The organism is Citrobacter sp. 21OH12SH02A-Citro (assembly GCF_027919895.1).
GTDB lineage: Bacteria > Pseudomonadota > Gammaproteobacteria > Enterobacterales > Enterobacteriaceae > Citrobacter > Citrobacter braakii.
Genome location: NZ_CP114801.1, coordinates 2,343,893 through 2,357,743 on the forward strand (window position 1 = coordinate 2,343,893; position 13,851 = coordinate 2,357,743).

A 13,851-nucleotide genomic window follows, 5' to 3' on the forward strand; every position below is an offset into this window, starting at 1 on the left:
TTAGCTCTGATGTGTATCGGGTTTGCGTGATTTTTGCCAGTAATGGTGTTCGCGAAGATCGGCGGCGGATTCTTCCGCCGTCATTCGTAGCTCATCGCTGTCGGCCGTGTGTCGTAATAAGTGATCGGCATCCTGCACCTGAATATATTCATGTCCCTGATTGGTAGCGAGAAGCTGACCGGAAAAAAGCGCGCTGGCCAGCAATAACACCGTTAACCCTTTCTTAAACATCATGCACCCTCTGGTACGTTAGCTGCGGAATTGACGATAATTTCGCCAGGTGACTATTCAATATTTTAATCGGGTTAATGACAATCTCTGTTTTGTCATTTCGATGTTTTTTACATTTTTGTTTAGATAACGTTGGGATTTGTCACAACCGGGCAGTGCAGCGCTGCCCGGTTGTTATCAGGGAGAGAATCAGGATTTAAATCCGGCGGCCGTCATCAGGAGACGAAAGAACATACCAACGGCGGCCAGGGCCAGCACGCTGCCGCCCCAGAGGATCACCAGCCACATCAGGCGTTTCCAGATTGTTTGTTGCATCAATGATACCCCTCACCATGTTGAACTTTGCCGCGGAAAACGTAGTAGCTCCAGAAGGTGTACACCAGGATTATCGGGATAATCAGCAGCGCGCCAACCAACATAAAGCCCTGACTCTGCGCCGGAGCTGCCGCCTGCCACAGCGTAATGGACGGTGGAATGATGTGGGGCCAGATACTGATCCCCAGCCCGCTGAACCCGAGAAAAATCAGCCCCAGCGTCAATACAAAAGGCAGCGTATGGCTGTTTTGCTGACCCAGCGAGCGCCACAGCCAGAGGCTAATCAGCGCAACCAGGAGCGGAACCGGCATCAGGAACCACAGATTGGGCAGGCTAAACCAACGCTCGGCAATGGCGCTGTGCGCCAGCGGCGTCCACAGGCTGATAATGGCAATGACAACCAGCATCGCCAGCAGCAGTTTTCTTGCCACGCAGCGCATTTTATCCTGCAACGGATTTTCGCTTTTCATCACCAGCCATGTTGCCCCCAACAGGGCGTAGGCTACAACCAGGCCCACGCCGCAGAACAGGGTAAAGGGGGTCAGCCAGTCGAAAGGACCGCCGCTGTAGCTGCGTCCGGTGACGGAAAATCCATTGAGTACGGCACCGACCACAATACCCTGAGTGAATGTCGCGAGGATTGAACCGCCGAGAAAAGCTTTATCCCAGAATGGTCGATGCGCCGGCGTGGCTTTGAAGCGAAACTCAAACGCGACGCCGCGAAATATCAGGCCGATGAGCATCAGGGTCAATGGGATCGTCAGCGCATCGACAATCACCGCATAGGCCAGGGGAAAAGCGCCGAATAATCCGGCGCCACCCAACACCAGCCAGGTTTCATTACCGTCCCATACCGGGGCGACGCTGTTGACCATCACATCGCGGTCATCCGCATCCGAAATCGCAGGGAATAAAATACCGATCCCGAGATCAAAACCGTCCATCACGATATACATCAGCGTGGCGAACACGATAATTACAAACCAGATAACTGATAAATCGATACCCATTAGCGGTGTGCCTCCGGTTGAGAATCGAGAACGACAGCAGAAAGCGGCCGCGCCGGCGTGCCTGTTGGTGGAATGGTCGGCTCATCTTCCTGTGGTCCTTTACGGATCAGGCGGATCATGTAGCTGTAACCCACGCCAAACACCGAGCTATACACCACAAAGAAAGACAGTAGGCTGATGCTCATATGTAAATCACCATGTGCGGAAACCGCATCCGCCGTACGTTGCAAACCGTAAACCACCCACGGCTGACGGCCAACTTCGGTGGTCACCCAGCCAGCAAGGATGGCAATCAGACCGGAGGGCCCCATCCACAATGCAAAACGCAGGAAAGGACGTGAGGTGTATAGCCGCTCCTTATAACGCAGCCACAGGGCAAACGCGCCCAGCAGGATCATCAGCATGCCTAACCCTGCCATAATGCGAAACGACCAGAACACGATGGTGGAATTGGGCCTGTCCTCCTTCGGAAATTCTTTTAACGCCGGGACCTGTTTATCCAGACTATGAGTCAGGATCAGGCTGCCCAGCGCCGGGATTTCCAGCCCATAGCGGGTGCGCTCCTGCTCCATATCCGGCCAGCCGAACAACAGCAGCGGGGTCGGTTCACCGGGCGGATTTTCCCAGTGTCCTTCAATCGCCGCAATTTTTGCAGGCTGGTGCTTCAGCGTATTCAACCCGTGCATATCGCCAATTAAGGCCTGCAGCGGAGCGACGATTAACGTCATCCACAGCGCCATTGAAAACATAGCGCGAATTGCTGGCGTGCTATTACCGCGCAATAAATGCCATGCGGCTGATGCCGCGACAAACAGCGCGCTGCTCAGGAAGGCGGCAACGGACATATGCAGCAAACGATAAGGGAATGACGGATTGAAAATCACGGCGAACCAGTCGACGGGAACAACTTGCCCGTTAACAATTTCATAGCCCTGTGGCGTTTGCATCCAGCTGTTGGAGGCGAGGATCCAGAAGGTAGAAATAATAGTACCCAGCGCAACCATACAGGTTGCGAAGAAGTGAAGTCCTGGGCCAACCCGGTTCCAGCCAAACAGCATTACCCCGAGGAAGCCCGCTTCGAGGAAGAAGGCGGTTAATACTTCATAGGTCAGCAGCGGCCCGGTGATGCTACCGGCGAACTCAGAAAAACCACTCCAGTTCGTGCCGAACTGATAAGCCATCACCAGCCCGGAAACCACGCCCATACCAAAGTTTACGGCGAATATTTTCGACCAGAAATGGTATAGCGAGCGCCAGGTCGGATTTTTCGTTTTTAACCATAACCCTTCGAGCACCGCCAGATAACTGGCGAGGCCAATGGTAATCGCCGGAAAGATGATGTGAAAGGATACCGTAAACGCGAACTGGATCCTCGCCAGGTGAAACGCGTCAAGACCGAACATGCTTAGCTCCGCAGGCAAAATTGATTTAGCGCAATTCTAAGGCTGCGAAGCAATGGAAGGCAGAAACAGAACAGTTCTTTTTAACCATAACAGTTGTCGTGCTGTTATAGGTTGGCCTGGCTGATATGAAATCTGGAACCTGGATTCCTGTTATTGAATCGCGTCCTCCCCATGCGAGTGATTTTACGCTATCACTAGCGAGGTAATGAAAAGGTAATCATAAATGTTTACTTTGTGCGTATAATAGACGACAGGGAGGCGCAGTGAAGCAAAGTGAGTTCAGACGCTGGCTTGAATCTCAGGGAGTGGCTGTTACAAACGGCTCAAATCATCTGAAGTTGAGGTATCAGGGAAGGCGTAGCGTTATGCCCAGGCATCCTGGTGATGAAATAAAAGAAGCCTTGCGAAAATCGATCCTGAAGCAGCTTGGCTTACAGTCATCATCAATATGAGGTTAATTATATGAGAGATTTTGAAAAAATCATGCGTTATCCCGTTAATCTAATCCCCGCCGTGGAAGGTGGATTCGTGGTTTCTTTCCCGGATATTCCTGAAGCATTAACCCAGGGCGAAACCCGTCATGGGGCTTTGCAGGCTGCGCAGTCTGCATTGGTGACCGCTTTTGAATTCTATTTCGACGATAACGAACCGATTCCTTTACCTTCGGCGGTTGGCACTGAAGGTGACTATGTGGAAATCCCCCTGAGCATTGCGTCGAAGGTTCTTTTGTTAAATGCCTTTCTTGAATCAAAAATCACCCAGCAGGAGCTGGCAAACAGGATTGGCAGGCCTAAGCAGGAAATTACCCGTTTGTTCGATTTAAAGCACGCGACAAAAATTGATGCTGTGCAAATAGCTGCACGCGCCTTAGGCAAGGAGCTGTCAGTAACGATGTTGTAAAACTGTTAACTATAACAGTTATAAAAAACACCTTGATTATGTAAACTGATATATACAGTGCTTGTCACCGACACCAATTATCAGGACGAAAAATGAAAAAATACCAGCGACTGGCTGAGCAAATTCGCGATCAAATCGCGTCTGGCGTATGGCAGCCCGGCGATCGCTTGCCATCCTTGCGCGAGCAGGTGGTCAGCAGTGGCATGAGTTTTATGACCGTCGGACATGCATATCAGTTGCTGGAAAGTCAGGGTCGGATTATCGCCCGACCGCAGTCGGGTTACTATGTTGCCGCGCGCCCTGAACGTGAGTTGGCAGCGCCGCAGGCGCAGGTGATGCGCGATGAAGCGGTGGATATCAACACCTATATTTTTGATATGCTGCAGGCCAGCCGGGATGCGTCAGTGATGCCATTTGCCTCTGCATTCCCTGACCCGCGTCTGTTTCCCCTCCAGCAGTTGAACCGCTCGCTGGCGCAGGTCAGTAAAACCGCGACCGCCATGAGCGTGATAGAAAACCTGCCGCCGGGAAATGATGAGCTGCGCCATGCCATTGCCCGCCGCTATGCTCAACAGGGGATGACCATTTCACCTGATGAAATTGTCATCACTACCGGTGCGCTGGATGCCCTCAACCTGAGCCTGCAGGCAGTTACCGAACCGGGAGACTGGGTGATTGTCGAAAATCCCTGTTTCTATGGGGCGTTGCAGGCCCTGGAGCGATTACGGCTGAAGGCGCTTTCAATTGCCACCGACGTGAAAGAGGGGATCGATCTTACCGCGCTGGAGCAAGCGTTGCAGGAGTATCCGGTAAAAGCCTGCTGGCTGATGACCAACAGCCAAAATCCGCTGGGTTTTACGCTCAGCCCAGAGAAAAAGGCGCACCTGGTCGCATTGCTGGAAAAATATCATGTAATGCTGATAGAAGATGATGTCTACAGCGAGCTGTACTTTGGTCGCGAAAAACCACTGCCTGCCAAAGCCTGGGATCGCGCCGACAGCGTTTTGCATTGTTCATCCTTCTCGAAGTGCCTGGTGCCCGGATTTCGCGTGGGCTGGGTGGCGGCCGGGAAGCATGCTCGACGTATTCAGCGACTCCAGCTCATGAGCACGTTATCCACCAGTTCCCCCATGCAGCTTGCGCTCGTGGATTATCTGTCAACCCGGCGCTATGACGCGCATCTGCGCCGCTTACGCCGTCAACTGGCGGAACGCAAACAGCAGGCCTGGCAAACGTTGCTGCGTCATCTTCCGGCGGAAGTCAAAATTCACCATAACGACAGCGGCTATTTTCTGTGGCTGGAACTGCCTGAACCGCTTGATGCAGGCGCGCTCAGCACCCAGGCACTGGCGCACCATATCAGCATTGCACCGGGAAAAATGTTTTCGACCTCGGGGAGCTGGACTCGTTTTTTTCGCTTTAATACCGCATGGCACTGGGGAGAGCGTGAGGAACAGGCAGTGAAACAGCTGGGAAAATTAATTCGCGAGATGATGAAATAAAACGTAACGCGCTATTCAATATAAAAGAATAGCGCGTTCTTATTTTCGAAATAGAGAATACCTAACCCCGATGTTATTTATATCGGGTGCTACCATACAAAAAATCAATAGTTCTTACTATTGCCACCGTTGCACCTAACTCCTTGTCTATACTCCAGAAGATTAAAGCTCCCGATCAGCGTCAGTAGCGTAATGAGCGTTAGCTCACAACCTGATTAAATTTCCTTGCGCCAGCAGGAACGCTTACAACACCCCGACTATTTTTAGGAAAGGACATATATTTACGGCAAGGCTGCCGCTCAATATTTTTTAGACAGGAGTAAGACGTTATGAGCAAGCAGTTTGCCCTCAGTAGCCTGTGCGCACTCAGTATGACACTGATGACTGCACAGGCAGCCGAACCCCCGACATCCTTAGATAAACCGGAAGGCCGTCTGGATATTATTGCCTGGCCGGGCTACATCGAACGTGGACAGACCGATAAACAATATGATTGGGTCTCGCAGTTTGAGAAAGAGACCGGCTGCGCGGTCAATGTTAAAACAGCGGCCACTTCTGATGAAATGGTCAGCCTGATGGCAAAAGGCGGCTACGACCTGGTTACCGCTTCCGGTGATGCCTCATTGCGTCTGATTATGGGAAAACGCGTTCAGCCGATTAATACCGCGCTGATCCCTAACTGGAAAAGCATCGATCCGCGCGTGGTCAAAGGCGAGTGGTTTAACGTTGGCGGAAAAGTTTACGGCACACCGTACCAGTGGGGGCCAAACCTGCTGATGTACAACACCAAAATCTTCCCAACGCCGCCGGATAGCTGGAACGTGGTATTTGTTGAGCAAAAACTTGGGGACGGAAAAAGCAATAAAGGGCGCGTTCAAGCCTACGATGGCCCGATCTATATTGCCGATGCTGCATTATTCGTTAAGGCGACTCAGCCGCAACTGGGCATTACCGACCCCTATCAACTCACCGAACAACAGTATCAGGCGGTGATCAAAGTCCTGAACGATCAACACGCGCTGATCCATCGCTATTGGCACGATACCACCGTGCAAATGAGCGACTTCAAAAACGAAGGTGTGGTGGCGTCCAGCGCCTGGCCTTATCAGGCGAACGCCCTGAAAGGAGAAGGCCAGCCTATTGCCACGGTCTTCCCAAAAGAAGGGGTTACCGGATGGGCTGATACCACCATGCTGCACAGCGAAGCCAAACACCCGGTGTGCGCTTACAAATGGATGAACTGGTCATTAACCCCGAAAGTTCAGGGCGACGTCGCAGCCTGGTTTGGTTCTCTGCCAGTCGTGCCTGAAGGTTGTAAAGCCAGCCCGCTGCTGGGTGAAAAGGGCTGTGAAACCAACGGCTATAGCTACTTTGACAAAATTGCCTTCTGGAAAACGCCGATCGCAGAAGGTGGCAAATTCGTTCCTTACAGTCGCTGGACGCAGGATTACATCGCCATTATGGGCGGTCGTTAATTCCGCTGGGGGTTTTATGACGTACGCAGTGGAGTTTCATAACGTCTCGCGTCTGTACGGGGATGTTCGTGCAGTTGATGGGGTGAGTATTGCGATTAACGACGGTGAGTTTTTCTCTATGCTGGGGCCATCCGGCTCCGGCAAGACCACTTGTCTGCGCCTTATTGCAGGGTTTGAGCAACTGTCAGGCGGCGCAATCACCATTTTTGGTAAGCAGGCCAGCGAATTGCCGCCCTGGGAACGGGACGTCAATACGGTATTTCAGGATTATGCGCTATTCCCGCATATGTCGATTCTCGACAATGTCGCCTACGGGCTGATGGTCAAAGGTATTGACAAAAAACAGCGTCACGCCAAAGCACGTGAAGCGCTGGATAAGGTTGCGCTCGGTTTTGTTTATGAACGCAAACCATCGCAACTCTCCGGTGGTCAGCGGCAACGCGTAGCGATTGCCCGCGCGCTGGTCAATGAACCGCGCGTCCTGCTGTTGGATGAACCGCTCGGGGCATTGGATCTTAAGCTGCGTGAGCAGATGCAGCTGGAACTGAAAAAGTTACAGCAATCCCTGGGTATCACCTTCATTTTTGTCACCCACGATCAGGGTGAAGCCCTGTCGATGTCCGATCGTGTGGCGGTGTTTAATAATGGTCGCATCGAACAGGTGGATTCTCCGCGTGAACTGTACATGCGTCCGCGCACACCGTTTGTGGCAAGTTTCGTCGGGACGTCAAATGTTTTTGATGAAACGATGTCAGCGAACGTTTGCGGGCTACAGGGTATGTTTTCCCTGCGTCCGGAACACATTCGCTTGAATGATACCAGTGGTGAAGTCCAGGCCCGGGGGGTTATCCAGGCGGTGCAGTACCAGGGCGCCGCAACACGTTTTGAGCTGAAACTTGTTGGCGGTGAAAAATTGCTGGTTAGCCAGGCGAACCTGACGGGAGAAATGCTGCCAACAACGCTGTCGCCAGGTCAACAGGTGATGGCATCGTGGTCACGCGACGTGATGGTACCGCTGGTTGAGGAGAGGTGAATGGCTATGAATGTCTTACATTCGCCTCCACAGTCGACAAGTCTGAACCGGATCTCAGGGTTCTTCTGGCGTAATCCGGGACTGGGGCTGTTTTTGCTGCTCCTCGGACCGCTGATGTGGTTTGGGATCGTCTACTTCGGCTCATTACTGACGCTGTTGTGGCAAGGTTTTTATACCTTCGATGATTTCACCATGTCGGTCACGCCCGATCTGACGTTGGCGAATTTGCAGGCGCTGTTTAATCCCGCCAACTACGACATCATTTTGCGTACCCTGACGATGGCGGTGGCAGTCACCATTGCCAGCGCGATTCTGGCGTTTCCGATGGCGTGGTATATGGCGCGATATACCAGTGGCAAAATGAAAGCCTTTTTTTACATTGCTGTGATGTTGCCGATGTGGGCCAGCTACATTGTTAAAGCCTACGCATGGACGTTACTGTTGGCTAAAGACGGGGTGGCGCAGTGGTTTTTAACTCATCTGGGACTGGAGCCTCTGCTGCTTTCGTTCCTGACGCTGCCAGCGGTCGGCGGCAATACGTTGTCGACTTCAGGGTTAGGGCGTTTTCTGGTGTTCGTCTACATCTGGCTGCCGTTTATGATCCTGCCGGTACAGGCCGCGCTGGAGAGACTTCCGCCTTCGCTCTTACAGGCCTCCGCTGATTTGGGCGCTCGTCCGCATCAGACTTTCCGCTACGTGGTCCTGCCACTGGCGATACCCGGTATCGCGGCGGGGTCGATCTTTACTTTTTCTCTGACGTTGGGCGATTTTATCGTGCCGCAACTGGTGGGACCGCCAGGCTATTTCATCGGCAATATGGTGTATTCGCAACAAGGGGCGATCGGCAACATGCCGATGGCGGCGGCATTTACTCTGGTGCCGATTGTGTTAATCGCACTGTATCTGGCGTTCGTGAAGCGTCTGGGAGCTTTTGATGCACTCTGAACGCGCACCCTGGTTACTCAAACTGGCGGCATGGGGCGGGGTTATTTTCCTGCACTTTCCCATCCTCATCATCGCCACCTATGCTTTTAATACTGAGGAGGCTGCTTTTAGTTTTCCACCGCAGGGGTTAACGCTGAAGTGGTTTAGCGTTGCGGCGCAACGTAGCGATATTCTGGAATCGGTGACGTTGTCACTTAAAATCGCTGCATTGTCGACGGCCATTGCTCTCGTTCTGGGGACGCTGGCCGCTGCCGCACTGTGGCGCAGGGACTTTTTTGGTAAAAGCGCAATATCGCTGTTGCTGCTGTTGCCGATCGCGCTGCCGGGGATTATTACCGGTCTGGCGCTACTGACGGCGTTTAAAACTATCAACCTGGAACCCGGTTTTCTCACCATCGTGGTCGGCCATGCGACGTTTTGCGTGGTGGTGGTATTTAACAACGTCGTGGCGCGTTTTCGCCGTACCTCATGGAGTCTGGTTGAAGCGTCTATGGATCTTGGCGCCAACGGCTGGCAAACCTTTCGTTATGTCGTGCTGCCAAACCTGGCATCGGCACTGCTGGCGGGAGGGATGCTGGCGTTTGCTTTGTCGTTTGATGAAATCATCGTGACAACGTTCACCGCCGGACATGAAAGAACACTTCCTTTGTGGCTGCTCAATCAACTGGGTCGACCACGAGATGTGCCTGTCACCAACGTTGTGGCATTGCTGGTAATGCTGGTGACAACACTGCCAATTTTAGGGGCCTGGTGGCTAACGCGTGAAGGCGACTCTCTCGCCGGAAACGGTAAATAAACGACGATATGGGAAATTGCTATGCAACATCAATTACTGATTAATGGCGAGCTGGTCAACGGTGAAGGTGAAAAGCAGCCAGTCTATAACCCTGCCACTGGAGAACGCATTCTGGAGATTGCCGAGGCGTCAGCCGGGCAGGTTGATGCGGCGGTACGTGCAGCAGACAGCGCATTTGCCACCTGGGGACAAACCACACCGAAAGTCCGTTCCGAACTGCTGCTGAAACTGGCGGATGCTATCGCCGATAACGCGCAAACCTTCGCTGAGCTGGAATCGCTTAACTGTGGTAAGCCGCTGCACTGTGTCCTTAACGATGAAATTCCGGCAATCGTCGACGTTTTCCGCTTCTTCGCCGGGGCAGCTCGTACCCTGCAAGGACAGGCGGCCGGAGAATATCTGGAAGGGCATACGTCGATGATTCGTCGGGATCCGCTGGGCGTGGTGGCCTCTATCGCGCCGTGGAACTACCCGCTGATGATGGCGGCGTGGAAACTGGCACCGGCGCTGGCGGCGGGTAACTGTGTGGTGATTAAACCGTCAGAAATTACCCCGCTAACGGCACTTAAACTGGCTGAATTTGCCAAAGATATTTATCCGCCTGGCGTTATCAACGTGCTGTTTGGCCGTGGCAAAACGGTGGGTGACCCGCTGACCGGTCATGAAAAAGTCCGGATGGTTTCCCTGACCGGCTCCATTGCGACCGGTGAACACATTATCCAGCACACCGCGCCTTCGATTAAGCGCACACATATGGAGCTGGGCGGCAAAGCCCCGGTCATCATTTTTGATGATGCCGATCTGGATGCAGTGGTGAGCGGCGTGCGAACCTTTGGGTATTACAACGCCGGACAAGACTGTACCGCCGCTTGTCGAATCTATGCCCAGAAAGGCATTTATGACGCGTTGGTTGAGAAACTTGGTGCCGCGGTTGCCAGCCTGAAAATCGGCGCACCGAATGACGAATCGACGGAGCTGGGGCCGGTAAGCTCGCAGGCGCATCTCGATCGCGTGACTAAAGCGGTCGATGAAGCCAAAGCACTGGGGCATATCAAAGTCATCACCGGTGGTAAAAAAGTGGACGGCGCAGGCTACTACTTTGCTCCGACGCTGCTGGCCGGGGCGAAACAGGAAGATGCTATCGTGCAGCGGGAAGTTTTCGGTCCGGTGGTCAGCGTCACCGTATTTGAGGATGAAGATCAGGTGCTGGCGTGGGCTAACGATTCGAAATACGGCCTGGCATCCTCCGTCTGGACTCGGGATGTGGGGCGCGCGCATCGATTTAGCGCTCGCCTGCAGTATGGTTGCACCTGGGTCAATACCCACTTCACGCTGGTCAGCGAGATGCCGCACGGTGGACAAAAACAGTCTGGTTATGGCAAGGATATGTCGGTTTACGGGCTGGAAGATTACACGATTGTTCGCCATGTCATGATCAAGCATGAGTAATGTATTAAGCGCGAGCGATAAATGCGGCACGGATAGCTAAATACTGGCAAACGTGTGTCTATATTATTCGCGCCACTGGCCTCGTCGCCATCGGACGGCGGTAAGTTGGAAATATCCGCGAGGTCAGGCTATTAATACAACAAAGCCCCGGCTTATTAATGTCAGGGCTTTGTGCTTTCAGGATCGTCATCCGGTTATCCGCGGCGCAAGCTGCAAATCCAGGCGAGTAGCGCACAGACGCTCAGAACCAGCCCCAGTTGTTGCACCATGCCTGCCACCCCCAGCATCATTCCCAGCAACAGGTAATAGCTTAATCCGAATAATGCACCGGCGGCCCCGGCCTGTTCACGATAGTGGCGTAGGGCCTGACTCAGCACATTAGGGATTGCGATGCCATAGGCAATCACCGCGCCGAAAACCGGTATCAGAATCCACGCGGAGTGCTGTAACCACCACGCGGCGAGGCCTGACAATGCTGCCAGCGCACAGGCATAACGTACCCTCTGTTCCGACGTCAGGTCTGTCGTCAATAATCTCCGGTTCAGCAGGCTGCCCGACAGCGAAGCAAACGCAAGTAGTCCCCCCGTCCAGCCAAAGGCTCTGGAACTCCATCCCAATTGCCCGAAAAGAAACGGAGCCAGGCTGTAATAGCTAAACAGCATGGTATTCAGCAGCGCAACCAGCATGGTATTTTTCCACAGCTCGCGGTCACGCATCATGCGGGTGAGCAGTGCAGCAAGGCTGGGGCTGAGCGTATTTTCGGGCCGGGTTTCTGGCAGCATGGTCGCAGTCAGTAGCAGCAGTAGCAGCGCCAGCAGCACAAGGGCAATAAATACACCGGTATGACCATACAGGCTAACCAACCAACCTCCGCTTAGCAGGCCGAAAACGGGACTCAATGCCAGCGCAGCGCCCATCACGGAAAAGACGCGGGATAGCGCAGTTGATTCAAAAGTGTCCCGTAACATGGTCTGTACCACCACTGACCCGGCAGCCGCGCCGATGGCTGAGATCATCCGCGCCAGCAGCAAAACGCTGAAGTCAGTGGCAACCACGGCCAGGGCACAACCTGACCCATAGCAGATAAGTCCTGCCAGCATCGCCCAACGTCGACCGATGCAGTCGCTCAGCCAACCCCATATCGCCACGCCGATGGCGAAGGCAATAAAATAAACGGAGAGTGTTTGCGCCGCGCGCTCACTGCTTACGTGATAAGACGTGGCGACTCCTGGCAATGCCGGGCTATAAATGGTTTCCACCAGTTGCGGAAACATAATCAGCAAAGTAAGAAGCCATAGCGGCGGGCGGCGAAGAGTGTTCATAGCAATATCCAGAGAGACAGAAAACTGGCGAGCATTATTGCTGAAAGGGAGGTGTCGCATTACCATTATCAAGACTTTAAATATCAACTATCGGACAGATAATGGAAATTGCCCCGGATGATGATTTCGATGCGGATAGCTTTGATAAACCGGTAATCGGGATTGCCTCCGAGATGGGCGTACACGATTCCGGCCGGCATAGCCATCTTCGTCATCAGCTACTTTTTTCGGCAGCGGGAAGCATTACAATTGAGCTGGAGCATGCCCTGTGTCTGCTACCGCCACGGCGCGCGGTCTGGATCCCGGCTGGTACGGTACATCGCGCCATAATGCGCGGGGTGATGGCTTATCGTTCGTTGTATTTTTCAACTACATTGCCGTTATCTAAGTTACCGCTGCAGATAGTCGACGTTAATCCTCTCTTTTTTGAAGTAATAGAACGTATGGCTTTCTGGCCGTGGGAAATGCCTGCCGCGCAGCAGGCCAGCCTTATCACCGTTTTCTGTGAGGAAATGCGGGCCGCCCACAGTGAAAACTGGACGTTGCAGTTTCCCTCAGATCCACGGCTGAACGTGTGGCTTGAAGGAGTACGCATGGGCGAATTGCCACCACGACTAAATCAATTATCCCAACGGGTTGGGGCATGTGACAGGACGATCAGTCGAATATTTACCAGGGATACCGGGATGAATTATCAGAGCTGGCGGCAGCAATTTAGACTATTAAAAGCCATGGAGATGCTGGCTGACGGGGGGCAGATCAGCCAGGTGGCGCAATATCTGGAATTTGTCAGTGACAGTGCTTTTATCGCTTTTTTCCATCAGCATACCGGCACAACACCGAGCCGTTATGCGGGCAATATAATGCCGCAGAAGGATTAGGGGGATTACATACTAAGGATAATTTACCGGGTGGCAGGAGAGTGGGAAAATCGTGTACTAATGGCAGAGAGAAGAGCCTCTCTGCCAGCGGACGCTGCAATTAATCAAGAAGAACGACATCAAGCAAACCAGCCAAACCTTGCGGAAATCAGACTGAAAAGTCCTACAGCAGCAAATATATTTATCAGCACCACAGTTTTACTGGAAACATTCATTTGTGCCACCTTTCGTTTTAACCCTTATGGGTATAGTACGGGTTATAACTATCCGCAATAGTACGGATTCTGAACATAATGAAAACGGCTTGTTTTACCGGCGTTTCTCTTAAAATAATTAATAAAACTTGATGTGGGTCATGAAAAAGAGCATATTGCGCGCGATTTTACCTTTCGGCCCGGATGCCTGACATGTCTCTGTACCAAAAAATGTTGGTTTTTTATGCGGTGATGGCCGCTATCACGGCAATCATCACCTGGTTTCTTTCCCGCGATAAAAAGCGGATTCGTTTTCTCAGCGCGGTATTAGTCGGGGCGACCTGGCCGATGAGTTTTCCCGTCGCGTTAATGTTTTCTCTCTTCTGATGACGGCG

16 protein-coding genes are annotated in these 13,851 nt (G+C 52.8%); 10 read left to right on the forward strand and 6 right to left on the reverse strand.

Annotated features, from left to right (window positions below; genetic code table 11):
• From O6D90_RS11360 to O6D90_RS11375, 4 genes are all read right to left on the reverse strand, one after another.
• A complete protein-coding gene (locus O6D90_RS11360; RefSeq protein ID WP_016156585.1) occupies positions 1-231 on the reverse strand; it encodes a DUF2554 family protein in 231 nt (76 codons plus the stop codon).
• 189 nt (positions 232-420) lie between these two features.
• Complete coding sequence (locus tag O6D90_RS11365) at positions 421-546, reverse strand: DUF2474 domain-containing protein (protein ID WP_003020230.1); 126 nt, start codon at positions 544-546, stop codon at positions 421-423.
• Complete coding sequence (cydB, locus tag O6D90_RS11370) at positions 546-1,556, reverse strand: cytochrome d ubiquinol oxidase subunit II (protein WP_016153157.1); 1,011 nt, start codon at positions 1,554-1,556, stop codon at positions 546-548. The genes O6D90_RS11365 and cydB overlap by 1 nt, the downstream gene beginning before the upstream one ends.
• Positions 1,556-2,959, reverse strand: coding sequence for a cytochrome ubiquinol oxidase subunit I (locus O6D90_RS11375; RefSeq protein WP_016153156.1), 1,404 nt, complete (start codon positions 2,957-2,959; stop codon positions 1,556-1,558). The genes cydB and O6D90_RS11375 overlap by 1 nt, the downstream gene beginning before the upstream one ends.
• A 263-nt stretch (positions 2,960-3,222) precedes the next feature.
• Here O6D90_RS11375 and O6D90_RS11380 point away from each other — a divergent pair, with 263 nt between their 5' ends.
• The 8 genes from O6D90_RS11380 (at position 3,223) to patD (ending at position 11,059) form a co-directional block, all read left to right on the forward strand.
• A complete protein-coding gene (locus O6D90_RS11380) occupies positions 3,223-3,411 on the forward strand; it encodes a type II toxin-antitoxin system HicA family toxin (protein ID WP_049259794.1) in 189 nt (62 codons plus the stop codon).
• 31 nt (positions 3,412-3,442) lie between these two features.
• Positions 3,443-3,859 (forward strand): type II toxin-antitoxin system HicB family antitoxin, encoded by a 417-nt coding sequence (locus O6D90_RS11385; RefSeq protein WP_131382557.1) that lies wholly within the window; start codon positions 3,443-3,445, stop codon positions 3,857-3,859.
• A gap of 92 nt (positions 3,860-3,951) precedes the next feature.
• The gene (locus tag O6D90_RS11390; protein ID WP_016156583.1) at positions 3,952-5,361 is read left to right on the forward strand and encodes a PLP-dependent aminotransferase family protein; all 1,410 of its coding nucleotides are present in this window, start codon (positions 3,952-3,954) and stop codon (positions 5,359-5,361) included.
• 329 nt (positions 5,362-5,690) lie between these two features.
• Complete coding sequence (gene ydcS / locus O6D90_RS11395; RefSeq protein WP_137379725.1) at positions 5,691-6,836, forward strand: putative ABC transporter substrate-binding protein YdcS; 1,146 nt, start codon at positions 5,691-5,693, stop codon at positions 6,834-6,836.
• A 16-nt stretch (positions 6,837-6,852) separates the two neighbouring features.
• Positions 6,853-7,869, forward strand: a complete 1,017-nt coding sequence (locus tag O6D90_RS11400) for an ABC transporter ATP-binding protein (protein ID WP_016156582.1) — start codon at positions 6,853-6,855, stop codon at positions 7,867-7,869.
• Entirely contained in the window at positions 7,870-8,814 is a 945-nt protein-coding gene (locus O6D90_RS11405) for an ABC transporter permease (RefSeq protein ID WP_016153152.1), read from the forward strand.
• Positions 8,804-9,610, forward strand: coding sequence for an ABC transporter permease (locus tag O6D90_RS11410; RefSeq protein ID WP_016156581.1), 807 nt, complete (start codon positions 8,804-8,806; stop codon positions 9,608-9,610). Before O6D90_RS11405 ends, O6D90_RS11410 begins: the two co-directional genes overlap by 11 nt.
• 21 nt (positions 9,611-9,631) lie before the next feature.
• Positions 9,632-11,059 carry an aminobutyraldehyde dehydrogenase gene (patD, locus tag O6D90_RS11415; protein ID WP_016156580.1) on the forward strand — a complete coding sequence of 476 codons (1,428 nt, stop codon included), beginning with the start codon at positions 9,632-9,634 and terminating at the stop codon, positions 11,057-11,059.
• A gap of 194 nt (positions 11,060-11,253) precedes the next feature.
• On the opposite strand, the gene O6D90_RS11420 is transcribed toward patD, so the two are convergent.
• On the reverse strand, positions 11,254-12,381 hold the full coding sequence (locus O6D90_RS11420) for a multidrug effflux MFS transporter (protein ID WP_016156579.1): 1,128 nt from the start codon (positions 12,379-12,381) through the stop codon (positions 11,254-11,256).
• Between the two features lie 101 nt (positions 12,382-12,482).
• Between O6D90_RS11420 and O6D90_RS11425 the strand changes: the two genes are divergently transcribed.
• Positions 12,483-13,262: an AraC family transcriptional regulator gene (locus tag O6D90_RS11425; protein ID WP_016156578.1), complete on the forward strand. Its 780-nt coding sequence runs from the start codon at positions 12,483-12,485 to the stop codon at positions 13,260-13,262.
• A gap of 119 nt (positions 13,263-13,381) precedes the next feature.
• Here O6D90_RS11425 and yncL read toward each other — a convergent pair whose 3' ends face one another.
• Positions 13,382-13,477, reverse strand: coding sequence for a stress response membrane protein YncL (gene yncL / locus O6D90_RS11430; protein ID WP_071524268.1), 96 nt, complete (start codon positions 13,475-13,477; stop codon positions 13,382-13,384).
• 192 nt (positions 13,478-13,669) lie between these two features.
• On the opposite strand from yncL, the gene O6D90_RS11435 reads away from it, so the two are divergent.
• A complete protein-coding gene (locus tag O6D90_RS11435) occupies positions 13,670-13,843 on the forward strand; it encodes a GhoT/OrtT family toxin (RefSeq protein ID WP_016153148.1) in 174 nt (57 codons plus the stop codon).
• Positions 13,844-13,851: the final 8 nt, after the last annotated feature.